The 23,733-nt window shown below is 68.6% G+C and carries 21 protein-coding genes and 1 rRNA gene; 3 read left to right on the top strand and 19 right to left on the bottom strand.

Features of this window, described 5'->3' with window-relative positions:
* Positions 1–5: 5 nt before the first annotated feature.
* The 7 genes from H512_RS0118190 to H512_RS0118160 form a co-directional block, all read right to left on the bottom strand.
* Entirely contained in the window at positions 6–689 is a 684-nt protein-coding gene (locus H512_RS0118190) for an HAD family hydrolase (RefSeq protein ID WP_026784666.1), read from the bottom strand.
* Positions 690–778: 89 nt separating this feature from the next.
* On the bottom strand, positions 779–1,846 hold the full coding sequence (locus H512_RS0118185) for an ABC transporter ATP-binding protein (RefSeq protein ID WP_026784665.1): 1,068 nt from the start codon (positions 1,844–1,846) through the stop codon (positions 779–781).
* 11 nt (positions 1,847–1,857) lie between these two features.
* Positions 1,858–2,691: a carbohydrate ABC transporter permease gene (locus H512_RS0118180; RefSeq protein WP_026784664.1), complete on the bottom strand. Its 834-nt coding sequence runs from the start codon at positions 2,689–2,691 to the stop codon at positions 1,858–1,860.
* A 3-nt stretch (positions 2,692–2,694) separates the two neighbouring features.
* Positions 2,695–3,579 carry a carbohydrate ABC transporter permease gene (locus H512_RS0118175; protein ID WP_425414188.1) on the bottom strand — a complete coding sequence of 295 codons (885 nt, stop codon included), beginning with the start codon at positions 3,577–3,579 and terminating at the stop codon, positions 2,695–2,697.
* Positions 3,580–3,732: 153 nt separating this feature from the next.
* A complete protein-coding gene (locus H512_RS0118170) occupies positions 3,733–4,995 on the bottom strand; it encodes an ABC transporter substrate-binding protein (RefSeq protein ID WP_026784662.1) in 1,263 nt (420 codons plus the stop codon).
* Positions 4,996–5,130: 135 nt separating this feature from the next.
* Positions 5,131–6,300: a PLP-dependent transferase gene (locus tag H512_RS0118165; RefSeq protein ID WP_026784661.1), complete on the bottom strand. Its 1,170-nt coding sequence runs from the start codon at positions 6,298–6,300 to the stop codon at positions 5,131–5,133.
* The gene (locus H512_RS0118160; protein ID WP_156899560.1) at positions 6,297–7,010 is read right to left on the bottom strand and encodes a FadR/GntR family transcriptional regulator; all 714 of its coding nucleotides are present in this window, start codon (positions 7,008–7,010) and stop codon (positions 6,297–6,299) included. The genes H512_RS0118165 and H512_RS0118160 overlap by 4 nt, the downstream gene beginning before the upstream one ends.
* Positions 7,011–7,320: 310 nt before the next feature.
* Between H512_RS0118160 and H512_RS0118155 the strand changes: the two genes are divergently transcribed.
* Complete coding sequence (locus H512_RS0118155; RefSeq protein ID WP_245585450.1) at positions 7,321–7,956, top strand: DUF1543 domain-containing protein; 636 nt, start codon at positions 7,321–7,323, stop codon at positions 7,954–7,956.
* Positions 7,957–7,998: 42 nt separating this feature from the next.
* On the opposite strand, the gene ureG is transcribed toward H512_RS0118155, so the two are convergent.
* The 11 genes from ureG to urtA form a co-directional block, all read right to left on the bottom strand.
* Entirely contained in the window at positions 7,999–8,628 is a 630-nt protein-coding gene (ureG, locus tag H512_RS0118150) for an urease accessory protein UreG (RefSeq protein WP_210162718.1), read from the bottom strand.
* The gene (locus H512_RS0118145) at positions 8,622–9,311 is read right to left on the bottom strand and encodes an urease accessory protein UreF (RefSeq protein WP_026784657.1); all 690 of its coding nucleotides are present in this window, start codon (positions 9,309–9,311) and stop codon (positions 8,622–8,624) included. Before H512_RS0118145 ends, ureG begins: the two co-directional genes overlap by 7 nt.
* Positions 9,304–9,600: an urease accessory protein UreE C-terminal domain-containing protein gene (locus H512_RS24765; RefSeq protein ID WP_053240025.1), complete on the bottom strand. Its 297-nt coding sequence runs from the start codon at positions 9,598–9,600 to the stop codon at positions 9,304–9,306. Before H512_RS24765 ends, H512_RS0118145 begins: the two co-directional genes overlap by 8 nt.
* A gap of 8 nt (positions 9,601–9,608) precedes the next feature.
* Entirely contained in the window at positions 9,609–11,321 is a 1,713-nt protein-coding gene (ureC, locus tag H512_RS0118135) for an urease subunit alpha (protein ID WP_026784656.1), read from the bottom strand.
* A 17-nt stretch (positions 11,322–11,338) separates the two neighbouring features.
* On the bottom strand, positions 11,339–11,959 hold the full coding sequence (locus tag H512_RS24760; RefSeq protein WP_036792557.1) for an urease subunit gamma: 621 nt from the start codon (positions 11,957–11,959) through the stop codon (positions 11,339–11,341).
* Positions 11,960–12,015: 56 nt separating this feature from the next.
* A complete protein-coding gene (locus H512_RS0118125; protein ID WP_053240024.1) occupies positions 12,016–12,882 on the bottom strand; it encodes an urease accessory protein UreD in 867 nt (288 codons plus the stop codon).
* A 68-nt stretch (positions 12,883–12,950) separates the two neighbouring features.
* Entirely contained in the window at positions 12,951–13,646 is a 696-nt protein-coding gene (gene urtE / locus H512_RS0118120) for an urea ABC transporter ATP-binding subunit UrtE (protein ID WP_026784654.1), read from the bottom strand.
* 19 nt (positions 13,647–13,665) lie between these two features.
* Positions 13,666–14,418 carry an urea ABC transporter ATP-binding protein UrtD gene (gene urtD / locus H512_RS0118115; protein ID WP_026784653.1) on the bottom strand — a complete coding sequence of 251 codons (753 nt, stop codon included), beginning with the start codon at positions 14,416–14,418 and terminating at the stop codon, positions 13,666–13,668.
* The gene (gene urtC, locus H512_RS24755) at positions 14,415–15,551 is read right to left on the bottom strand and encodes an urea ABC transporter permease subunit UrtC (RefSeq protein ID WP_053240023.1); all 1,137 of its coding nucleotides are present in this window, start codon (positions 15,549–15,551) and stop codon (positions 14,415–14,417) included. Before urtC ends, urtD begins: the two co-directional genes overlap by 4 nt.
* The gene (gene urtB, locus H512_RS0118105) at positions 15,548–17,164 is read right to left on the bottom strand and encodes an urea ABC transporter permease subunit UrtB (RefSeq protein ID WP_026784652.1); all 1,617 of its coding nucleotides are present in this window, start codon (positions 17,162–17,164) and stop codon (positions 15,548–15,550) included. The genes urtC and urtB overlap by 4 nt, the downstream gene beginning before the upstream one ends.
* A 68-nt stretch (positions 17,165–17,232) precedes the next feature.
* A complete protein-coding gene (gene urtA / locus H512_RS0118100) occupies positions 17,233–18,513 on the bottom strand; it encodes an urea ABC transporter substrate-binding protein (RefSeq protein WP_026784651.1) in 1,281 nt (426 codons plus the stop codon).
* A gap of 270 nt (positions 18,514–18,783) precedes the next feature.
* Between urtA and H512_RS0118095 the strand changes: the two genes are divergently transcribed.
* Both H512_RS0118095 and H512_RS0118090 read left to right on the top strand, forming a co-directional pair.
* The gene (locus H512_RS0118095) at positions 18,784–22,140 is read left to right on the top strand and encodes a hybrid sensor histidine kinase/response regulator (RefSeq protein WP_026784650.1); all 3,357 of its coding nucleotides are present in this window, start codon (positions 18,784–18,786) and stop codon (positions 22,138–22,140) included.
* Positions 22,137–23,048 (top strand): response regulator transcription factor, encoded by a 912-nt coding sequence (locus H512_RS0118090; protein WP_026784649.1) that lies wholly within the window; start codon positions 22,137–22,139, stop codon positions 23,046–23,048. Before H512_RS0118095 ends, H512_RS0118090 begins: the two co-directional genes overlap by 4 nt.
* A 474-nt stretch (positions 23,049–23,522) precedes the next feature.
* Here H512_RS0118090 and rrf read toward each other — a convergent pair.
* Positions 23,523–23,638 (bottom strand): 5S ribosomal RNA (gene rrf / locus H512_RS0118085).
* Positions 23,639–23,733 lie beyond the last annotated feature (95 nt).

The following is a 23,733-nucleotide window of genomic DNA, read 5'->3' as shown; positions in this document are numbered from 1 at the left end:
ACCGGTCAGAGCCGGCCGGCCAGCAACAGGCCGATCAGCTTCCGCACGCTCTGGCCGCCCTCGCCGGACATCACCAGATCGGCGGCGGCCTTCAGCTGCGGCGCCGCGTTGCCGACGGCGACGCCGAGGCCGCCGAGCCCGAACAGCGCCAGATCGTTGGCCTCGTCGCCGACGACGATCACCTGATCGCCGCGCAGCCCGAGGCGTTCAAGGGCATGGGCAAGGCCGCTGCCCTTGTCGACGCCTTCCGGCAGAACCAGCACCCGCTCGCCGCAGCCGATGATGTCGAGCCGATAGCCGCCGCGCCCCATCGCCGCCCTGATCCGGTCGGCGTGTTCGGCGCCGGTCGCCAGCATCGAGCGTCCGGTGAACAGCTCCGCTTGAGGGATTTCGCGGCAGAGTTCGGCCAGGAAGCCGGCATCGAGCGGCGGGGCGATCAGTTCCTCCCTGCCGGTCGCCGGGCAGAAGGAAACGGCGCCGTTTTCAAGGATGATCTCGTCGAACAGGTCGAGCCGGCTGCACGCCGCCCTGATCCTTTCGAGCCGCCGGCCGGACACCAGGATCAGCCGATAGCCGGCGTGCCGCAGCGCGGCGAGCGCCGCCGCCGTCTCGGCGCTCATTCGGCCGCCGTCCGTGAGGGTGCCGTCATAGTCGAAGGCCACCGCCCGATAGTCGCCCGCGCCAGGCATGTCCGTGCTCCGGGCCGCCCGTCGCGGGGCGGCTCGCCGGACCATATCATGCGGCTCCGGCCCTTCCATCCGCGCAAAACGGCCGGGACTCAGCCGAGGCGCTGCGTCGTCTCGCGGTCGAACACGTGCAGCCGCTCGCCGTCGAGCATGATGTGGAGCGGCCCGCCGACGCGGGCGGCGGCGCGGTCGAGGGTGTAGATCTTCAGGTCTTCGCCGAGCAGGCGCACGTGCACGATGGTGCCGAAGCCGGTCGGTTCGACGAGGTCGACCCGCGCCGTGTGGCTGCCCGGCTCGGCCGCGCCGACGATGCGCACGTGCTCGGGCCGGACGCCCACCGTCACCGCCTGCCCCTCGGCGGCCTTGAGGCCGGCCGGCAGCGGAATGCGGCTGCCGTCATGGGGCTCGACGGCGCCGCCGCGGCAGGCGCCGTCGATGAAGTTCATGGCCGGCGAGCCGATGAAGCCGGCAACGAACAGGTTGGCCGGCCGGTCGTAGAGGTCGAGCGGGTCGCCGACCTGCTGGATGATGCCGCCGTGCATGGCGACGATGCGGTCGGCCAGCGTCATCGCCTCGATCTGGTCGTGGGTGACATAGACCGAGGTGGCGCCGATCGCCTTGTGCAGCCGCTTGATCTCGGCGCGCATCTGCTCGCGCAGGCGGGCGTCGAGGTTGGAGAGCGGCTCGTCGAACAGGAAGGCCTTGGGGTGGCGGACGATCGCCCGCCCCATGGCGACGCGCTGGCGCTGGCCGCCGGACAGCGCCCGCGGCCGCCGTTCGAGCAGCGGGTCGAGGCCGAGCTTGCCGGCCGCCGCCCGCACCGCCTCGGCGATCCTCTCCTTGGCGGTCTTCCGGAGGCGCAGGCTGTAGCTCATGTTGTCCGCGACGCTCATGTGCGGGTAGAGCGCGTAGGACTGGAACACCATGGCGATGTCGCGGTCCTTGGGCGCCACCTCGTTGACGCGCCGGCCGTCGATGCGGATCTCGCCGCCGGTGATGTCTTCGAGGCCGGCGATCATCCTGAGCAGCGTCGACTTGCCGCAGCCGGACGGGCCGACCAGCACCACGAACTCGCCGTCGGCGATGGAAAGGTCGATGTCGCGCAGCACCGACACGGCGCCAAACGACTTGCTGACCGACTGGATGGTGATCGAGGCCATTGAAACGCTCCTCAGCCCTTCACCGCGCCGGCCGTCAGGCCCTGCACGAGATAGCGCTGGATCAGAAGGAAGAACAGGCAGGCCGGGATCAGCGCCAGCACGCCGGCGGCCATCATCTGCCCGAAGTCGACGGAGAACTTGGAGACGAAGGACAGGAGCCCGACCGGGAAGGTGGTGGCCCGGTTGTCGGAGATCAGCATCAGCGCGAACAGCAGCTCGCTCCAGGCCGCCGTGAACACGAAGCCGAGCGTCGCGGCGATGCCGGGCAGCGTCAGCGGCAGGATGATCTGGCGGAAAGCGGTGAACCGCGTCGCGCCGTCGATCATCGCCGCCTCTTCGAGGTCCTTGGGGATGCCGTCGAAGAAGGACTGCATCAGGAAGGTGGCAAACGGCACGTTGAAGGCGACGTAGACGACGATGAGGCCGGAAAGGCTGTTGGTCAGCCCAAGCGGCGACAGCATCTTGAACATCGGCGCGATCAGCATGACCAGCGGGAACATCTGGGTCAGCAGCAACAGGCCGATGATCCAGTATTTGCCGCGAAAGATGAAGCGCGACATGGCGTAGCCGGCCAGCGAGGCGACGAGGGTGACGATCACCGCCGTCGACGCCGAGACGATGGTCGAGTTGAGGAAGAAGGTCGGGAAGCTCGAATGGGTCAGCACGAAGACATAGTGTTCGATGCTGGCCCGCGACGGCCACATCCGGATGCCCTCGGTGTAGAGGAGGCTGGTCGGCGTCACCGACACCTTCAGCAGCCAGAACAGCGGGAATAGCGCGAAGGCCACGTAGGCGAGGACGGCCAGCCGGTGCAGCACGGTGAGGAGGAGGCGCTTGCGGGTCATCGGTTACTGCCTCGACATCATGGTTTGGCGCAAGGCGACGATCAGCATCGAATAGGCGAGCAGCAGCACGAGAAGCACCAGGGCGATCGCCGAGGCGTAGCCGAAGTCGAGCCGGCGGAAGGCCTGGGTGAAGATGTAGCTGGCGACGATCTGGGTGCGGTCGGCCGGGCCGCCGTTGGTCATGACGATGATCAGGTCGGCGAAATTGGCGATCCAGACGGTGCGCAGCAGGATCGAGATGGCCATGGTCGGCGCCAGAAACGGCACGGTGATCGAGCGGAAGCGCTCGACCGGCCCGGCGCCGTCGATCTCGGCCGCCTCGTAGAGATCCTTGGGGATCGCCTGCAACGCCGCCAGCATGGTGATGGCGAAGAAGGGGATGCCCCACCAGACGTTGGCGGCGATCGGCCCCCACATGGCGACGTCGGGGTCGGCGAGGATGTTGGAAGGTTCGGCCATCAGGCCGAGCGCGGTGAGCCAGTGCGGGATGGGGCCGACCACCGGGTTGAACATCCAGGCCCAGTCGAGGCCGGACAGGAAGCTCGGCACCGCCCAGGGCAGGAAGCACAGCGCCTGCGCCAGCGCCCGGCCCCGGAACGGCCGGTTGAGCAGCAGCGCCAGGATCAGGCCGAACAGGAATTGCAGGATGACCGACGAGAAGGTCCACCACAGCGTGTTGACGAGCGCGCCGCGGAAGGCGCTGTCGGCGGCAAGCTCGCGGAAATGGGCGAGGCCGACGAAGCCGCCGCTGAACGGATTGAGCAGGCGGATGTCGCGGAAGGCATAGGAGACGCCGAGCGCCAGCGGCACCAGCATGATGGCGACGATCAGGATCAGCACCGGCGCCGAATAGAGCCACGGTTCGAGGGCCGCGGCGATCTTCTGCATCGCCGTCCGGCGGTCGCCGGCGGGCGGCGCAACCGAATTGTAAAGGGTCATCGGACTGGAACTCGCTTGGATAGCCGGCAAGGGCAGCCGCGTCGGCGGATCGGAAGCGCGTCCGGCGGACTTCATGCCCGCCGGACGACCGGGGCCGCCCCGTTACTTGCTGGCGAGGAACTTCTTCTGCGCGGCCGTCAGGTAGTCGGCCCACTGCTTGGCGAGGTCCTCGGGCGAGATCTCGCCGAGCAGCGCCTTCTGGCTGGTGTTGACCACCAGCGAATCCTTGAAGAAGGCGAATTCCTCAAGATGCATCGGCATCACGGTCGGCACGATGTCCGGATCGGCCAGTTCCTCGAACCAGCCCTTGAACTGGTCGCGGGCATAGAACGGGTCCTTCTCGGCCGCCGTATGGATCGGCAGCGCGCCGATGCGCTTGTTCCACTCGATGTTGCCGTCCGGCGCGTCGAGCGTGGCGATCAGCTTCCAGGCGAGGTCCTTGTGCTCGCTGCTGGCAAACATCGACCAGCCGCCGTAGCCGATGGTCGGGAAGGCCTTGCCGGCCGGCCCCTTGGGCATCGGAGCGACGCCGTAGTCCTCCGGCTGCATGCGCTCGGCGATGGAGATCAGGGCGTCCGGGTCCTGGTCGAGGAAGGCGCAGGTGCCCGAATAGAAGCCGCCGACGATCTCGTTGAAGCCCCAGTTGACGCTGTCCTTCGGAGCGAGACCGGACCTGTAGAGGTCGACGAGATAGGCGACGCCCTTGGTCCAGCCCTCGTCGGCGAAGGTCGAGGTGCCGTCTTCCTTGAAGAAGGCGTTGTCGCCGGCCATGGCGGCGCCGAACATCACCCAGCCGTTGAGGCCGCCGGGGCCGCCGCGCAGGCAGTAGCCCGACTTGCCGGGCAGCTTCGACACCTTCTCGGCCGCCGCGCGGAAGTCGTCGAGCGTCTTCGGCGGCTCGGCGACGCCGGCCTCGGACAACAGCTTCTTGTTGTAGAACATGGCGCGGAGATAGAAGCCGTAGGGCAGCATGTAGGCGGTGTTCTTCACCGAGCGGCCCATCTCCAGGGCGCGCGAGGTGAGGCCGGAGGTGTATTCCCACTTGTCGAGATAGGGTTCGAGGCTTTCGAGCGCGCCGTTGTTGGCGTAGAGGGCGAGCCAGGTGTCGGGCATCTCGACGACGTCGGGCGTCTCGCCGGCCGACACCATGGTGGCGAACTTCTCGAAGGCCTGGCTCCACGGCAGCGACACGATCTCCACCTTGGTGCCGGGGTTGGCGTCCTCGAAGGTCTTGACGATGCCCTTCAGCGTCTCGGTCCGCTCGGGGCTGGTGATCACCTCGACGAGCTTCAGCGTCGTATCGGCCAGCGCGGTGCCGGCCATGAGCAGCGTCGAGAGCGACGCGATGGCCAAAATCCTGGTCATGGGTTCCCCTTTCCTGGTCTGGTTTCCTCAACTGCCGGACGCCGACGGCGTTGGTGTCCCGCCTTGCATCCGTTCCCTGTCCGGCCGGACGATCCGGCCGCTACCGCTCCAGCGCTCCAGGCCGGAGCGGGATTCCTAAATCCGCGCCGCCTCGATGGCGCCGCCGAGGTCGGCCCACAGCGCCTCGGCGCCTTCGAGGCCGACATGCAGGCGCACCATGCGCGGGCTGATGCCGAAATCGACCGCCGAATTGGGGCCGGCAGCCTGGTTGTGGACGACGAGTGCCGGCACGACGAGGCTCTCGTGACCACCCCAGCTGACGCCGAGCTTGAACAGCCTGAGCCGGTCGGCGAATGTCGGAATGTCGACGTCCTCGGTGAAGGTGAAGGAGAACAGGCCCGAGGTGCCCGAGAGGCCGGGCGGCAGCGTGTTGCCGAGGCCGGGGTGCAGCACCGCCTCGACGAGCGGATGGGCGGCGAGCCTGCGGGCGATATGGAGCGCCGCCGCCTCGTGCGCCTTCATGCGGGCCGGCAGCGTCCTGAGGCCGCGGATCAGCAGCCAGGCGTCGAAGGGCGACAGCTTGCCGCCGAGATAGGGATAGGTGGTGGAGCGGACGCGGCCGACCAGCGCCTTCGAGCCGGTGACCACGCCGGCCACCACGTCGGAATGGCCGCCGATATACTTGGAGGCCGAATGCAGCACGAGGTCGACGCCGAGCGACAGCGGCTGCTGGAACACCGGCGACGCCCAACTGTTGTCGATGGCCGTGACGACGCCATGCTTGCGGGCCAGCGTGGCGAGGGAAGCGACGTCGAGCGCATCCATCGACCAGCTCGTCGGGCTCTCCAGATAGAACAGCGCGGCGCCGGGCAAGGCGCGCGCCACCGCCGCCTCGTCGCGGCCGTCGACGTAGACGGTCTCGACGCCGTAGGATTTCAGCAGCGTCTCGAACAGCCTGTAGGCGTCGGGATAGACGTGGCGGACGCAGACGAGCCTGTCGCCCGGCCGCACGAAGCTCATCACCGTCGAGGAGATGGCGGCCATGCCGGAGGCGAAGCCGAGCGCGTCCTCGCCGCCTTCCAGGCGGGCGATCATCTCCTCGAAGTGGCGGACGGTCGGGTTGAGGCCGCGCGTGTAGGTCGGCCGCACCCGGTTGCCCTTGTAGGTCTCGTTCATCTCCTCGTAGGAGGGGAAGGTGAACAGCGACGTCTGGGCGATCGGCGGCACCACGGCGTCGTAGGCATTGGCCCCGTCATGGGCCACGATCAGGCTCGCCCGGGCAATCGGGTCGGCATCCTCGTTCATCTCGACATGTCCCTGATATCCTCCTCGACGATGGCGAGGATCGCGTAGGTCTTCTCGCGGGCCAGCGCGAGGTCGCGGGCGACGATCGCCTCGAACAGCTCGCGGTGGAACGGGAAGGACCGGCGGGCGAAGTCCGGCCGGTCGAACGGCTGCTCGAAGAAGCTCTCGAAGGCCTCGCGCATCTGCTCGATCAGCCGCGAGAACAGCGGGTTGTGGGTGGAATCGTAGATCGACAGGTGAAAGGCGAGGTCTTCGCGGCCGGCGGTGCCCTTGTCGATGTGGACGCGCTCCATCTCGATCAGCGCCGCCTCCATGGCCGGCACGTCCTCGGGCGTGTGCCGGAGCGCCGCCACCGCCGACGCCTCCACCTCAAGGCCGCGCCGCACCTCCAGCGTCTGCAACAAGGCGTCCCTCAGGTGCGACATGTCGAGCGACAGCGGCATGTGGACGGTGGCGGGCGAGATCGTCCGGATCAGGAAGGTACCGGAGCCGACGCGCGGCTCGGCGACGCCGAGCGCCTGCAACTGCCGGATCACCTCGCGCACCGTCGACCGCCCGACGCCGAGCGCCAGCGACAGCTCGCGCTCGGTCGGCAGCTTGTCGCCGGGCTTCATGCCGGCGCGGTCGATGTGGTCGGCCAGCGCGTTCATGACGCTGCGGACGCGATCGACGCGCGGAATGCGCTCCAGGGAAGAGATGCCGTCGGCCATCTGTCCGCCGCCTGTCTGTCCGTCGCCGGCCCGTCCCAGACGATGCCGGGCAAATTGGTCTGACATCTGACATTACGGACGCCGGCCGAAAGCTGTCAAGCGGCCGGCATGCGTCTTTGGCAGGGGGTGGAACGGCGCGGATGGCGGAGCGGAGCGGCGACGGACCAGCAGCCCGTTCACCGTAGGAGCTGTCAGCACTGACGCGGTTGTCGGAAAGCTTCTTTATCACCCCATACGCCGGCCATAGCCCGCGTGGCACGTCTGGCAAAATGCCCGCGAAGCCCGACGGGACGCCGACCCATCGGGGCCAATGCCCGGCACCGGCAAGTCCCGCTCGGCAACCGTATCCGAGTCGGCATACAAGACATTGGGGCTTGGTGCAGGTTCCGGACGGTGGCGCCGCGCGATCCGGGCGGCAACGACAATATGGGATACGATAATGAAACTCTTTATGTTTCAGGTAGGCGGCAATTTCAGGAACTCGAACGTCGAGTTGCATGACATCCGCTTCGCGATCGGCGAGACGGTGGCGGACTGCTACGCTGACCTCCGGCGGCAATGGTGGGGCGATCCGGAGAGCCTGCATCTCGACTGCTGGGGCGCGGTCGAGCAGGCAGACGGCTACGACGTCTCGCTGGTCGCCGGCGGCGGCGAATCGGCAACCGATCAGCTGTTTCTCGTCAATCTCGGCGGCTACAGCCCAGCCGAATTCACTGAACTACACCGGAACGTGCTGATCGTCGCCGAAGACGCCGCCGCCGCCAAGGCCAAGGCGTTGAGCCTGATTCAGGACTGGAGCCTGCCGCACAAGGACAGGCTATTCGAAGTGGACAAGGCCGTCGATCTCTCCGCCATGCTGCAACGCGAGGGCTACGCGATCCGCCTGAGCAAGGCCGCGGCAATCAGGCCATTCGCCTTCACCTGCAACTACGTGCCGATCGCCTGACCGCACCGTCGCGACGGCCGGATGCCGGCGGGTCCGGGCGCGTCAGCGCGGCGGCGGCTCCAGCCCGCCTTCACGGATGATGAACTCCATCACCGCGTCCACGCCGGTGCCGGCGCGGCAGTTGGCGAAGACGAAGGGACGGTCGCGGCGCATGCGGCGCGTATCGCTTTCCATCACGTCGAGGCTGGCGCCGACCAGCGGTGCCAGGTCGATCTTGTTGATCACCAGGAGGTCGGAACGGGTGATGCCGGGGCCGCCCTTGCGCGGGATCTTCTCACCGCCGGCCACGTCGATGACATAGATGGTGAGGTCGGCCAGCTCCGGCGAGAAGGTGGCGGCGAGGTTGTCGCCGCCGCTCTCGATCAGGATCAGGTCGAGGTTCGGGAAGCGCCGCCGCATCTCGTCGACCGCCGCGAGGTTCAGCGAGCAATCCTCGCGGATCGCCGTGTGCGGGCAGCCGCCGGTCTCCACACCGAGGATGCGCTCCTCGTCGAGCGCGCCAGCCACCGTCAGCAGCCGGGCGTCTTCCTTGGTGTAGATGTCGTTGGTGATGGCGCAGAGGTCGAAATCGTCGCGCATGCGCTTGCAGAGCGCTTCCATCAGCGCCGTCTTGCCCGAGCCGACGGGACCGCCGATGCCGACGCGCAGGGGACCGTTGGTTGTGGTCATGATCGGAAAAGCCTCGTGTACTGGGTTTCGTGACGCATTGATGCGATGTCGGAGCGGAAGGCGGCGCCGCCGAGATCGTCCGGCCCGAGGCGGCCGGCGGCGGCCGCAACTTCCAGCACCACCGGGATCAGCGCCGAGAGGATGCGCTGTCCGTCGGTCTGGCCGATCGGCCCGAGCCGGATCGCCGAGGAGACGAGCGAAGCGACGAAGGCCGACAGGAACGCTTGCACCGTCGGTTCGAGCGGCAGGCCGCGCTGGGCCGCCGCCGCGCCGACCGCCACCGGATAGGCGACATCCTCGCCCGGCGGCCCGTCCCAGAAGCCGGGCAGCCAGGCGGCGCGGACGATCTTGACGAAGGCGTTGCCGAGCGAAGCCGTCTCCAGCCGCCGCTCGGCCGACGGCTGCATCGCCAGCGCCAGCTCGGCGACGTCGCGAAGAGCGGCGTCGTCGCCGGCCCGTGCCGCCCGCCAGGCCGAAGAAAGCAGGATCGCGTCGTCCCGGCCCGATCCGAAGCGCAGGAGGTCGCCGATCCACTGGCGGACGCCGGCTTCGTCGGCGAGGTCGCCGCATTCGACCGCCCATTCGAGCCCGTGCGAGAAGGCGAAGCCGCCGACCGGGAAGGCCGGCGACAGCCAGGCGGTGAGCGTCAGGAGGTCGGCGCCGCCGATGCCAGTTGGCTCAGCCATCGCCGCCGCCCTGTTCCGCCGGCTCGGAACGATCGTGGCGTCGATAGGCGCCGCCTTCCGGATGGAAGGGACGGACCACCGGCCGCGTCTCGCCGCCGAGACTAGCGATCATCTCTTCGAGGCCATCGTCGCGCTCGATGATGATGAAATCCGGACCGAGTTCGGCCGGCCTGTGCCGGTTACCGATGTTCCAGGCAAGGCGGAGCAGCGCGTCGAGGTCGGCCGTCCGCACCTCGACGAGGTTCCGTTCGGCGGCTTGATGGCGGACGTCAGCAATCACTCCCGGCATGGCGCGCCTCAGAACAGGAAGTAGCGCTGGGCGAGCGGCAGTTCGGTCGCCGGCTCGCACACCAGCAGTTCGCCGTCGGCGGTCACCGCATAGGTTTCCGGGTCGACGGTGATGTGCGGCGTCGCGTCGTTGTGGATCATCGATGCCTTGGAGATACCGCCGCGGACGTTTTCGACCGCCACGAAGTCCTTGGCCACACCCAGCCGGTCGCGCAGGCCCGAGGCCACGGCGGCGGCCGAGGTGAAGACCAGCGCCGATCGCTCGACCGACCGCCCGAAGGCGGCGAACATCGGCCGGTAGTGCACCGGCTGCGGCGTCGGGATGGAGGCGTTGGGATCGCCCATCGGCGCGGCGACGATCGAGCCGCCCTTGATCACCAGGCTCGGCTTGACGCCGAAGAAGGCCGGCGACCACAGCACGAGATCGGCGAGCTTGCCCGTCTCGACCGAGCCGATATGCCGCGCCACGCCGTGGGCGATGGCCGGGTTGATGGTGTACTTGGCGATGTAGCGCTTGACGCGGGCATTGTCGCTGTGGGCAGGGTCGCCCGGCAGGCTGCCGCGCTGGCGCTTCATCTTGTCGGCGGTCTGCCAGGTGCGGATGATCACCTCGCCGAGCCGGCCCATCGCCTGGCTGTCCGAGGACATCATCGACAGGGCGCCGAGGTCGTGCAGGATGTCTTCGGCGGCGATCGTCTCGCGGCGGATGCGGCTTTCGGCGAAGGCCAGATCCTCGGGAATGCTGGCGTCGAGGTGGTGGCAGACCATCAGCATGTCGAGATGCTCGTCGATGGTGTTGACGGTGAACGGCCGCGTCGGGTTGGTCGACGACGGCAGCACGTTGGCGGCGCCCGCCAGGCGGATGATGTCGGGCGCGTGGCCGCCGCCGGCCCCCTCGGTGTGGAAGGCATGGATCGTCCGCCCCTTGAAGGCGGCGATGGTGTCCTCGACGAAGCCCGATTCGTTCAGCGTGTCGGTGTGGATCATCACCTGCACGTCGTGGTCGTCGGCCACCGACAGGCAGGCGTCGATGGCGGCCGGCGTCGTGCCCCAGTCTTCGTGCAGCTTGAGCGCGCAGGCGCCGGCCTCGACCATCTCGATGAGGGCGTCGGGCCGCGACGCGTTGCCCTTGCCGGCGAAGCCGAGGTTGACCGGGAAGGCGTCGGCCGCCTGGATCATCCGCGCCAGATGGAACGGGCCGGGCGTGCAGGTGGTGGCATTGGTGCCCGCCGCCGGCCCGGTGCCGCCGCCCAGCATCGAGGTGACGCCGGACATCAACGCCTCCTCGATCTGCTGCGGGCAGATGAAGTGGATGTGCGTGTCGAAGCCGCCGGCCGTCAGGATCAGCCCTTCGCCGGCGATGATCTCGGTGCCGGGGCCGATGACGATGGTGACGCCCGGCTGGATGTCGGGATTGCCGGCCTTGCCGATGCCGGCGATCAGGCCGCCCTTCAGGCCGACGTCGGCCTTGACGATGCCCCAGTGGTCGACGATCAGCGCGTTGGTGATCACCGTGTCGGCGGCGCCGTCGGCGTTGGTCGCCTGCGACTGGCCCATGCCGTCGCGGATCACCTTGCCGCCGCCGAATTTTACCTCTTCGCCATAGATCGTGTAGTCGCGCTCGACCTCGATCACCAGCGTGGTGTCGGCGAGGCGGACGCGGTCGCCGGTCGTCGGTCCGAACATGTCCGCGTAGGCGGCGCGCGCAATGCTGTTGGCCATCCTGCCGTTCCCTTCGCTCAAAGTTCGCCCATGACGAGGCCGCGGAAGCCGTAGACCCGCCGCGTGCCGGAGAGCGGGATCAGCCGCACGTCGCGGCTCTGTCCCGGCTCGAAGCGGACGGCGGTGCCGGCCGGAATGTCCAGCCGCAGGCCGCGAGCGCGATCACGGTCGAAGGCCAGCGCCGCGTTGGTCTCGGCGAAATGATAGTGGGAGCCGACCTGGATCGGCCGGTCGCCGGTGTTGGCCACCGTCAGGGTGATCGCTTCGCGTCCCTCGTTGAGCACGAGGTCACCCGGCAGCGCGGTGACGGCGCCTGGCACCAGCTCGCCGCTGGCGCCGCGGATGGGATGGTGCACGGTGACCAGCTTGGTGCCGTCGGGAAAGGTCGCCTCCACCTGGACGTCGTGGATCATCTCGGCGATGCCGGGCATCACCTGGTCGGCCGACAGCACGGCGGCGCCGAGTTCCATCAGCTCGGCAACCGACCTGCCGTCGCGGGCGCCTTCCACCACGGTGTCGGTGATCAGCGCCACCGCCTCGGGGTGGTTGAGCTTCACGCCGCGCTCAAGGCGCCGGCGGGCCACCATCGCCGCCATGGCGACCAGGAGCTTGTCCTTCTCGCGGGGCATCAGATTCATGATGCGGTTTCCTCTCCCATTGCCAGTCCTCGTTTTGCCGGGCGGCTTGCCCCCGATCACAACCCCCAGACGCGGGGGATTTCCACATCGTCGAACACGGCCAGCGCCGCCGCCACGGCCCGCCGCGCCTCGGCCGGGTCCGCCGCCGAGAAGCGCGCCTTGATGAGGCCGTTCCAGGCGCTGGCGCCCCAGTCGAGATCGAGGTTCATGCCGCCGAGCCGCTCGCGCAGCGGTTCAAGGCGCGCGGCGGCATCCTCGGAGAAACAGGCGAGCGTGGCGATCGCCCGCGCATCGGCGCCGGTCGCCCGGCCAGCCAGAAGGCGCGTCGCGTCGCCGTCGATGCGGGTCGCCTCGGCATGGACCAGCCGGCCGGCACGGCGGACGCGCCACTGGTCATCGAGGTGAACGTCGGTCGGCCGCTCGCCCATGGCAATCCGGCCGAGCACCGCCATCTCGCACATCAGCAAACGGGCGGTGCCGGCAAGATCGATGTCGAAGCGCCGGACCAGTCTTGCGCCGTTGAACAGGATGGTTTCGAGCGGCAGCCAGGAGAGGCGTGCTCCGGCCCCGACGGCGAGCGCTATCCGGGTGCGGGCGGCGTCGCCGTCCGCCCGGTAGATCTTCTCCGCCGACTGGCTGGAGACGACGGCCTCGGTGCCGTCGCCGAAGGCGAGATCGACGTCGAGCCGGTCGCCACCGGCCACGCCGCCGGCCGTGTTGAGCAGCATGGCTTCGCAGCGCCGGCCGCGCGGAAACATCAGCCGGTAGCCGCCGCCTTCGGAAAGTCGCATCGCCCGCGTGCCAAGCGGCGTTGTCCGGAACTCGGCGGCGATCCGGCCGGCGGCGCGGATATAGCCCGGCAGGCGTTCGTCCGTCCGGGCGGCCGGGGCGGACGGCTGGTCGAGGCGAGGCGGGGAGGTCATCAAGTCGGTCATCCGGCACAAGCAAGCAACCACCATGCCAGCCTTGCGGCGGAACGGCCCGGCAGGGGTCAAACCGCGATGCGCGCCCGCACCGCCGCCTCGTCCATGGTCTCGCGCGTGCCGCTGATCACCACCTCGCCGCGATCCATGACCAGGAAATCGTCGGCGAGGTCGCGGGCGAAGTCGAAATACTGCTCGACGAGGATGATCGCCATCTCGCCCTGCCGGCGCAGAAAGACGATGGCGCGGCCGATATCCTTGATGATCGACGGCTGGATGCCCTCGGTCGGCTCGTCGAGCACCAGCAGCTTCGGCCGCGTCACCAGCGCCCGGCCGATGGCGAGCTGCTGCTGCTGGCCGCCGGAGAGATCGCCGCCGCGCCGGCGCAGCATGTCTTTGAGCACCGGAAACAGGTCGTAGACGGCGTCGGGGACGTAGCGGTCGGCCCGCTTCAGCGGCGCATAGCCGGTCATCAGGTTTTCCTCGACGGTGAGCTGCGGGAAGATCTCGCGGCCCTGCGGCACCACGGCGATGCCGGCCCGCGCCCGGTCGTAGGGCCTCAGCGCCGAGATGTCCCTGCCCCTCCACTCGATGGCGCCGCCGGAGATCGGCTGCTGGCCGGCGATGGCGCGCATCAGCGAGGTCTTGCCGACGCCGTTGCGCCCCATGACGCAGGTGACGCGGCCGGCGGCGGCCCGCAGCGACACGCCGCGCAGCGCCTGGGCGGCGCCGTAGTGGAGATCGACGTTGGCGACGTTCAGCATTCCGTCCTCGCAATGGGCGTCATCGCCCGAGATAGACCTCGACCACCCGCGGGTTGGCCGACACGGCGTCGAGCGAGCCCTCGGCCAGCACCGAGCCTTCGTGCAGCACGGTGACCTTGACGCCGAGCTGGCGCACGAAGGTCATGTCGTGCTCGACGACGATCACCGACTGCTTCTCGGCGATGCGCTTCAGCAGTTCGGCCGTTTCCGCCGTCTCGGCGTCGGTCATGCCGGCGGCCGGCTCGTCGACCAGCAAGAGGCGCGGCTCCTGGGCGAGCAGCATGCCGATCTCCAGCCATTGCTTCTGGCCGTGGCTGAGGCCGGCCGCCGGATGCGACCGCCGCGCCGTCAGGCGGATGGTGTCGAGGATTTCGTCGATGCGGCTCTGCTCGGCCGGCGTGCGGCGGTGGAACAGCGTCTGGAAAACGCCGCGCCCGGCCTTCAGCGCCAGCGCGACATTGTCCTCGACGGTATGGCTCTCGAACACCGTCGGCTTCTGGAACTTGCGGCCGATGCCGAGATTGGCGATGGCCGCCTCGTCGAGCCGCGTCAGGTCGATCGAGCCGTCGAACAGCACGTCGCCGGTATCGGGGCGGGTCTTGCCGGTGACGATGTCCATCATCGTCGTCTTGCCGGCGCCGTTGGGGCCGATGATCGCCCGCATCTCGCCCGGCTCCAGCACCAGCGACAGGTTGTTGATGGCCCTGAAGCCGTCGAAGGACACCGACACCTGGTCGAGATAGAGGATCGAGCCTTCCGCCACGCCGCTCATGGCGCCGCCTCCCCAGCCGGGATTCCGGCCGTCCGGCCGCCCGCGTCGCCGCGCCTCAGGCGGGCGAACAGGCCGACGATGCCGCGCGGCAGGAACAGCGTCACGCCGACGAACAGGCCGCCGAGCGCGAACAGCCAGACCTCGGGCAGCGCGCCGGTGAACCAGGTCTTGCCGAAGTTGACGACCACGGCGCCGACCAGCGCGCCGACCAGCGTGCCACGGCCGCCGACCGCCACCCAGATCACCGCCTCGATGGAGGCGGACGGATCGAACTCCGATGGATTGATGATGCCGACCTGCGGCACGTAGAGGGCGCCGGCCATGCCGGCCATGACGGCGGAGAGCGTCCAGACGAACAGCTTGTAGCGCTCGACGCGGTAGCCGATGAAGCGGGTGCGGCTCTCGGCGTCGCGCACGGCGACCAGCACCTTGCCGAGCTTGGAGGCGGTCACCGCCGAGGCGATCACATAGGCGAACGCCAGCGTCAGGGCCGAGGCGGCGAACAGGGCGGCGCGCGTCGCCGGCGCCTGGATCGGCAAGCCGAGGATGTCCTTGAAGTCGGTGAGGCCGTTGTTGCCGCCAAAACCCATGTCGTTGCGGAAGAAGGCCAGCAGCAGCGCGTAGGTCATCGCCTGGGTGATGATCGACAGGTAGACGCCGGTGACGCGGCTCCGGAAGGCGAACCAGCCGATGACGAAGGCGAGGATGCCCGGCACCAGCATCACCATCAACAGGGCGAACCAGGCCATGTCGAAGCCGTGCCAGAACCAGGGCAGTTCCTTCCAGCTGAGGAACACCATGAAGTCCGGCAGCAGCGGATCGGCGTAGACGCCACGCGCGCCGATCTGGCGCATCAGGTACATGCCCATGGCGTAGCCGCCGAGCGCGAAGAAGGCGCCGTGGCCGAGCGACAGGATGCCGCAATAGCCCCAGACGAGATCGACCGACAGCGCCAGCAGCGCGTAGGTGAGATACTTGCCGAACAGCGTCAACTGGTAGGTCGAGACGTGCAGGAGCGAATCCTCGGGCAGAAGGAGGTTCGAGGCCGGCACCAGCAGGGCGAGCGCCGCCAGCACCGCCACCGTCCAGCGGGCCCTGCGGTCGAAGCCGGAGAGGAGAAAGCCGGTGATCATTGTTCGACGGCCCTGCCTTTCAGCGCGAACAGCCCGCGCGGACGCTTCTGGATGAACAGGATGATGAAGACGAGCAGCAGGATCTTGCCGAGCACCGCGCCGGCATAGGGTTCGAGCAGCTTGTTGGCGATGCCCAGCGTCATGGCGCCGACGAAGGTTCCCCAGAGATTGCCGACGCCGCCGAACACCACGACCATGAAGCTGTCGATGATGTAGCCGCGGCCGAGGTTGGGCGAGACGTTGTCGATCTGGCTGAGCGCCACGCCGGCGAGGCCGGCGATGCCGGAGCCGAGGCCGAAGGTCAGCGCGTCGACCAGCGGCGTGCGGATGCCCATCGAGGCGGCCATGGCGCGGTTCTGCGTCACCGCCCGCATCTGAAGGCCGAGCGGCGTGTGCTTCAGCGCGGCGATCAGCGCCAGGAACACCGCAAGGGCGAAGACGATGATCCAGAGGCGCGGCCAGGTGACCTGCATCTGGCCGACGTCGAAGGAGCCGGCCATCCAGCCCGGCGTGCCGACCTCGCGGTTGTTGGCGCCGAACAGCGAGCGGACGGCCTGCTGGAGGATCAGCGACACGCCCCAGGTGGCGAGCAGCGTCTCCAGCGGCCGGCCGTAGAGCCAGCGGATGATCGACCGCTCGATCAGGATGCCGACGCCGCCGGCCACGACGAAGGCCACCGGCAGCGACAGCGGCAGCGCATAGTCGGCGAGCGACGGCGCATAGGCACGGATGGTCTCCTGCACCACGAAGGTCGAATAGGCGCCGATCATCACCATCTCGCCATGCGCCATGTTGATGACGCCCATGACGCCGAAGGTGATGGCGAGGCCGATGGCGGCGAGCAGCAGCACCGAGCCGAGCGACAGGCCGTACCAGACGTTCTGGGCGGCATCCCACAGCAGCATGGAGCGCTCGATGCCGGCCGCCGCCTTGCGCGCCGCGTCGCCGAGCGGGCCTTCGGCCGAGGCGTAGGGCGAGATCAGCGACAGCGCGTCGCGCGTTCCGAGACCGGCGATGGCCGACAGCGCCGCTTCCTTGTCGGCCTCGCCGGCGTCGGAGGCGAGCACCGCCGTGGCGCGGGCCACCTGCATGGTCGCCCTGACGTCGGCGACGGTCTCGGCGGCGATCGCCTTGTCGAGCACCGGCAGGACGGCCGGATCGGCGGATTTCAGCACCGCCTCGGCGGCGGCGCGGCGCGTTGCAGGGTCAGGGCTCATCAGCGTGAGATTGCCGACGGCCGAGGCAATGGCCCGCCTCAGCCGGTTGTTGACCTTGATCTTTTCGACGCCGGCCTTTGGCGCCGTTCCGGCGTCGGCGCCGGTCACCGGGTCGGCGAGCGCGACGTCCTTGCCGGCTTTCGCGGCGACGAACACGGCGCCGTCCGCCTTGCGCACCATGAGGTCGCCGGCGCCGAGCCGGTCGAGGATGCCGGCGACGCGCTCGTCGCCGGTGGCGGCCAGCGCCGCGACGGCCCGCTCCGTATCGTCGAAATCGCCCTGGCCGAGCGCCCGTACGAAGCCGGTCAGTTCACTGTCGGCGATGGTGGCGGCGGAGGCGGCGAGGACGGAGAGGAGACAGACGCAGACGGCGGCGATCAGGCGGATGGGTCGCATGGAACCTTTCCCGAGGTCGGCTTGTTCCGGCGCCGGGGAAGCCCTCCCCGGCGCCGTGGCGGTGGATGTCAGCCGCCGCACTTGCCCGTCTTGACGTTGAAGTTGCCGCAGGCGAGCGGCTTGCGCCAATCGGCGATCAGGTCCTTGGATCCCTCGAGATAGTCCGACCACTCGTCGCCGACCACCGGCGCCGTCTGCGACACGATGTCGAACTGGCCGTCCTCCTGGATCTCGCCGATCAGCACCGGCTTGGTCAGGTGGTGGTTCGGCATGATGGTGGCGTAGCCGCCCGACAGGTTGGGCACGGTGGTGCCGACCAGCGTGTCGATGACGGTGTCGACGTCGGTGGTGCCGGCCGCCTCCACCGCCTTCACCCAGGCGTTGAAGCCGATGTAGGTGGCTTCCATCGGGTCGTTGGTGGTGCGCTTGTCGTTCTTGATGAACGTGTGCCAGCCGTCGATGAAGGCGGCATTGGCGTCGCCCTCGACGCTCTCGAAGTAGTTCCAGGCGGCGAGATGGCCGACCAGCGGCTTGGTGTCGATGCCGGCCAGCTCCTCCTCGCCCACCGAGAAGGCGACGACCGGGATGTCCTCGGCCTTGATGCCCTGGTTGGAGAGTTCCTTGTAGAAGGGCACGTTGGCATCGCCGTTGATGGTCGAGACCACGGCGGTCTTCTTGCCGGCCGAGCCGAACTTCTTGATGTCGGAGACGATCGACTGCCAGTCGGAATGGCCGAACGGCGTGTAGTTGATCAGGATGTCCTCGTCCTTGACGCCCTTGGCCTTCAGGTAGGCTTCGAGGATCTTGTTGGTCGTGCGCGGGTAGACGTAATCGGTGCCGGCCAGCACCCAGCGCTCGACGCCCTCCTGCTTCATCAGGTAGTCGACGGCGGGAATGGCCTGCTGGTTGGGCGCGGCGCCGGTGTAGAACACATTGCGCTCGCTTTCCTCGCCCTCGTACTGGACGGGATAGAACAGGATCGAGTTGAGTTCCTTGAACACCGGCAGCACCGACTTGCGGCTGACCGACGTCCAGCAGCCGAACACCACCGACACCTTGTCCTGCGAAATCAGCTCGCGCGCCTTCTCGGCGAACAGCGGCCAGTTGGAGGCGGGATCGACCACCACCGGCTCCAGCTTCTTGCCGAGCAGGCCGCCCTTCTTGTTCTGCTCGTCGATCAGGTAGAGGACGGTGTCCTTCAGCGTCGTCTCGGAAATGGCCATGGTGCCGGACAGCGAATGCAGGACGCCGACCTTGATGGTGTCCTCGGCGCTGGCGAGCCCGGTCGAGGCGGAAAGGGCGCCGATGAGCGCGGCGAGACAAAGGCTTTTCGAGGCAAAGGTGTTCATGGTGTTCCCCGTCTTGTTGCAGGACGCGCCGGTATCGTTCGGCCGGCCTTGGCAGGACTGTCGGGGCGGTCCCGCCAAACGCCTATACGTCGATTGACGTAACGGCTGCCCAGCCTTGCGGCATGTCTGGAAAAGCGGCACGCGACATGCAGAAGCCGTCTCGGGATCGGACGGGATACTCACGACCGGCCGGCCGGGCGCGGCGTCGGGAGCCCGATCCACAGGCAATCCGCCTCGAAAACAGGCACGGGAACTGCACCGGGGACAGGCATGGCAGAGCGGCAGCGCATCATTCCGATCCGGCGCGACTACAATCGCTGGGTCGCCAACCAGACGCTGGAAGACTACGCGCTGCGCTTCACGGCCAAGTCGGCCCGGCGGTGGTCGTCGGACCGCATCGCCCAGACGGCGATCGGCGCCATCTCCTTCCTGGCGCTCGAAGCGATCGGCGGCGCCGTCACCCTCAGCTACGGCACCACCAACGCCTTCTGGGCCATCGTCTTCGCCAGCCTCGTGCTGCTCTTCCTCGGCTGGCCGATCGCCCGCACGGCGACGCGCCACGGCGTCGACATCGACCTGCTGACGCGCGGCGCCGGCTTCGGCTACATCGGCTCGACCGTCACCTCGCTGGTCTACGCCAGCTTCACCTTCATCCTGTTCGCCATCGAGGCGTCGATCATGTCGACGGCGCTGGAGATCGCCCTGGGCATTCCGCTCTGGCTGGCCTACATCGTGTCGACGGTGCTGGTGATCCCGCTGGTCACCCACGGCGTCACCTGGATCAGCCGCTTCCAGATCCTGACGCAGCCGTTCTGGATCGTCCTCAACATCCTGCCCTTCGCCTTCATCGCCTGGTCCGACTGGGGCTCGGTGGAGACGTGGCTCACCTTTGCCGGCCGCGACGGACCGGCGGTCGCGGCCGGCTTCGACCTTGCCGCCTTCGGCGCGGCCAGCGCGGTGATCCTGGCGCTGACCGCCCAGATCGGCGAGCAGGTCGACTTCCTGCGCTTCGTGCCGGCCCGCCGCGAGGACCCTCGCCGCCGCTGGCTGATCGCCCTGTTCCTCGCCGGCCCCGGCTGGGTGGTGCTCGGCGCGCCGAAGATGGTGGCCGGCTCGTTCCTCGCCGTGCTGGCGCTCGGCCACGGCGTGCCCATCGAGCACGCCGCCGAGCCGGCGCGCATGTATGCGGTCGCCTTCGGCTACGTGCTGCCGTCGGACATGGCCGCCTATCTCCTGACCGCCGCCTTCGTGGTCATCTCGCAGATGAAGATCAACGTGATGAACGCCTATGCCGGCTCGCTCGCCTGGTCGAACTTCTTCTCGCGCCTCACCCACAGCCATCCGGGGCGCGTCGTCTGGCTGGTGTTCAACGTCTCCATCGCCCTGCTCTTGATGGAGATCGGCATCTACCGGGCGCTCGAACAGACGCTCGGCGTGTTCGCCATCGTCGCCATGGCCTGGCTCGCCACCCTGTCGGCCGACCTCCTTGTCAACAAGCCGCTCGGCCTCAGCCCGCCCGGCATCGAGTTCAAGCGCGCCCATCTCTACGACGTCAATCCGGTCGGCGTCGGCGCCATGGCCGCCGCGGCGCTGCTCGGCCTTCTCGCCCACACCGGCCTCATCGGCGGTCTCGCCCAGGCCTTCGCGCCGGTCATCGCGCTTGCCACCGCCTTCGTCGCCGCGCCGCTGATCGCCATCGCCACCGGCGGCCGCTTCTATCTCGCCCGCAAGCCGCGCCGGGCATGGAGAAACGCGACGACCATCCGCTGCTCGGTCTGCCAGCACGATTTCGAGCCGGAGGACATGGCCTACTGCCCGGCCTACGCGGCGCCGGTCTGCTCGCTCTGCTGCTCGCTCGACGCCCGCTGCCACGACCGCTGCAAGCCGCACGCCCGCTTCGGCCGCCAGATCGCCGCCGCCGCCGAGCGGCTGCTGCCGGCCCCGGCCTTCGCGGCGACGCGCACCCGGCTCGGCCGCTACCTCATCGACCTGTCGCTGTGGGTGCTGGCGGTCGGCGCCATCGTGTTCGCGGTGTTCCGGGAGGCGACGAGCCGCCATCCGGCCGAGGCCGGCCTGATCGGCGGAACGCTGGCCGTGGTGTTCGTCGTCTTCTCGCTGGTGATCGGCATCGTCGTCTGGTTCTTCGTGCTTGCCCGCGATTCGCGGGCCGTCGCCGAGGAGGAGACGGCCCGCCAGACCACGGCGCTGTTCCAGGAGATCGCCGCCCACCGCAAGACCGACGCCGAGCTTCAGAAGGCCAAGGAACGGGCCGAGGCGGCCAACCACGCCAAGAGCCGCTATGTCGTCGGCCTCAGCCACGAACTCAGGACGCCGCTCAACGCCGTGCTCGGCTATGCCCAGATCCTGGACCGCGACCCCGGCATTCCCGACGAGCGGCGCAACGCGGTGCGCGTCATCCGGCGCTCGGCCGAGCACCTGTCGGGGCTGATCGACGGCCTCCTCGACATATCCCGCATCGAGGCCGGACGCTTCCAGATCCGCATGGGCGAGGTGCGCCTTCCCGAATTCTTCGACCAGATCGCCGGCATGTTCCGCTTGCAGGCCGAAGCCAAGGGCCTCGCCTTCCACCACACGCGCAGCCCGGCGCTGCCGGCGATCGCCCGGACGGACGAAAAGCGCCTGAGGCAGATCCTGGTCAACCTCCTGTCCAACGCCGTCAAGTTCACCGCCGAGGGCACCGTCGGCCTTGCCGTCGACTATCGCAACCAGGTGGCGACGATCACCGTGTCCGACACCGGCCCCGGCATTCCGCCCGAGGATCAGGCCCGCGTCTTCCAGGCGTTCGAGCGCGGCAGGGAGGCCGGCTCGACGCCCGGCCTCGGGCTCGGCCTGACCATCACCCGCCTGCTGGTGCAGACGCTCGGCGGCGACATCGGCCTCCGCTCCGAGCCCGGCCGCGGATCGACGTTCCACGTCCGCATGATGCTCGGCGCCACCGGCCGCAGCGCCGGCCTCGACGCCTCCCGGCCCGTCACCGGCTACGCCGGGCCGCGCCGGATGATCCTGGTGGTCGACGACAACGCCGACCATCGCGATCTCATGGGCGAGTTCCTGAAGCCGATCGGCTTCACTGTGCTGACGGCGACCGACGGCGCCAACTGTCTTGCCATGATCGAGGACGGCGTGCCCGATCTGGTCTTCGTCGACATCCTGATGCCGGGCATGACCGGCTGGCAGGTGGTAACCGCGCTGAGGCGGCGCGGCCTCGCCGTTCCAATCGTCATGCTCTCGGCCAACATCGGCGACGGCGCCATGCCGGCCGACGACCTCGGGCATGACGACGTGCTCGCCAAGCCGTTCTCGCTCGACGACCTGATCGACAGGATCGGCCGCCACCTGCATCTCGAATTCACCTGCGACCCGCCGGCCGGGGCGCCGCCCGCCGCCGAGCCGCCGGCCGCGCCGCTCCGCAATCCCGGGCCCGATCACATCGAGGACCTGAGGGCGCTGCTCGCCATCGGCTATGTCCGCGGCATCGACGCCAAGCTCGACGCCCTCGCCGCCGACCCGGCCAACCGGGGGCTGGTGGACAGCCTCCGGCAGCATGCGCGGGCGTTCGACTTTCCGGCCTTCGCGCGGCTGCTGGACGAGGTGGGGCAAGCATGACCCCGCGCCGCGATACCGTCCTCGTGGTCGACGACAGCCCGGAGACCCTGAGCTTCCTCACCGACGCGCTCGAAGGCACCGGCGTCGTCGTCCTGGTCGCCACCTCCGGCCTGCAGGCGCTCGCCATCGCCGGGCGGGCGACGCCGGACGTCATCCTGCTCGACGCGGTCATGCCGGAGATGGACGGCTTTGCCACCTGCCTCCGGCTGAAGGCCATGCCGTCCGTCGCCGACGTGCCGGTGATCTTCATGACCGGCCTTTCCGACACCGAGCACGTGGTGCGCGGCCTGACGTCGGGCGGCGTCGACTATCTCACCAAGCCGATCAACATCGACGAGCTTCAGGCGCGCATCCGCGTCCACCTCGCCAACGCCCGCGCCAGCCGCGGCGCGCGCATGGCGCTCGACGCGGCCGGACGGCACCTCTTGGCGGTCGATGCCAGCGGCGCGCTGGCCTGGGCGACGCCGGAGGCCGGCCGGCTCATCGAAGGACTGGTCGGCGAGCCGTCGGCGGCGCTGGCTTCGATGCTGGCCGCCTTCATCGCCGGACGCGGGCGGTCCGGCGCGCCGGCGACGGTCGACTTCAGCCCCGGCGACGACACGCCGATGCTGCAATTCAGCTATCTCGGCCTGTCGGACGCCGACGAATACCTGCTCCGCCTGTCCAGGGTCGAGGCCAGCGCCGCGCCCGAGGAGACGCTGAAATCGGCCTTCGGGCTGACCGGCCGCGAAGCCGAGGTGCTGCTCTGGATCAGCCGCGGCAAGACCAACAAGGACATCGGCGAAATCCTCGGCCTATCGCCGCGCACCGTCAACAAGCACCTCGAACAGGTGTTCGTCAAACTGGGCGTGGAGAACCGCGCCTCGGCCGCCATCAAGGCAACACGCCTGCTGCTTGACCCGGGTTGAGCTGACGGCGACCCGCGATCCTCAGCGATCCATCGCCGTCGTCATACGCCGACGTCACTGCATGCCGGGAATGACCGTATCTGCGGCATCTGCGATCCCTCAGCTTCCCGCTGCCGCCCTCCGATTCCCCAAGTCTCGGCAGCTTGAAGTCTGTCTCCTCGATCTTTTCCTCCCTGTCCGTCCTCCCCCCTCTCCGTCCTTCCCTCTCGCTTTCTCCCTTCCTCCCCTCCCTCTCCGTCCTTTTCTCCCCTTCCGTTTCCCTCCTCTCCATCCCCTTCCCTTTTTCCCTCTCCTTCTCGTCTGTCTCTTTTCGCTCTTCTGTATACCGTTCTACGTTTAGCTACCACAAAACCCCCGCGGATTGCTCAGCGGGGGCTTTGGATTGTTGGTAGTTGTCTGTGTTCTGGCATTGTTGTGAAGAGATATAGTCGTGTGTTTTGTTCGTGTTTGATCCCTTTATCTTGTCCTTTGCAGGCCTGGCGGCGACCTACTCTCCCGCGTCTTGAGACGGAGTACCATTGGCGCTGGGGAGTTTCACGGCCGAGTTCGGGATGGGATCGGGTGCATTTCTCCCCGCCATGACCACCAGGCCGGCGAAGGGCAAGAGCTCATGGCAGGCGTTGGCCTCGTCATGAGCTTTAAGGATCAGGTCTTTGGCGGCGGGCTTGTTGTCCCGCCGGATCGT

Source organism: Pleomorphomonas koreensis DSM 23070 (genome assembly GCF_000425185.1).
Classification (GTDB): Bacteria; Pseudomonadota; Alphaproteobacteria; order Rhizobiales; family Pleomorphomonadaceae; genus Pleomorphomonas; species Pleomorphomonas koreensis.
This window is presented reverse-complemented; position numbering and strand designations above follow the sequence as displayed.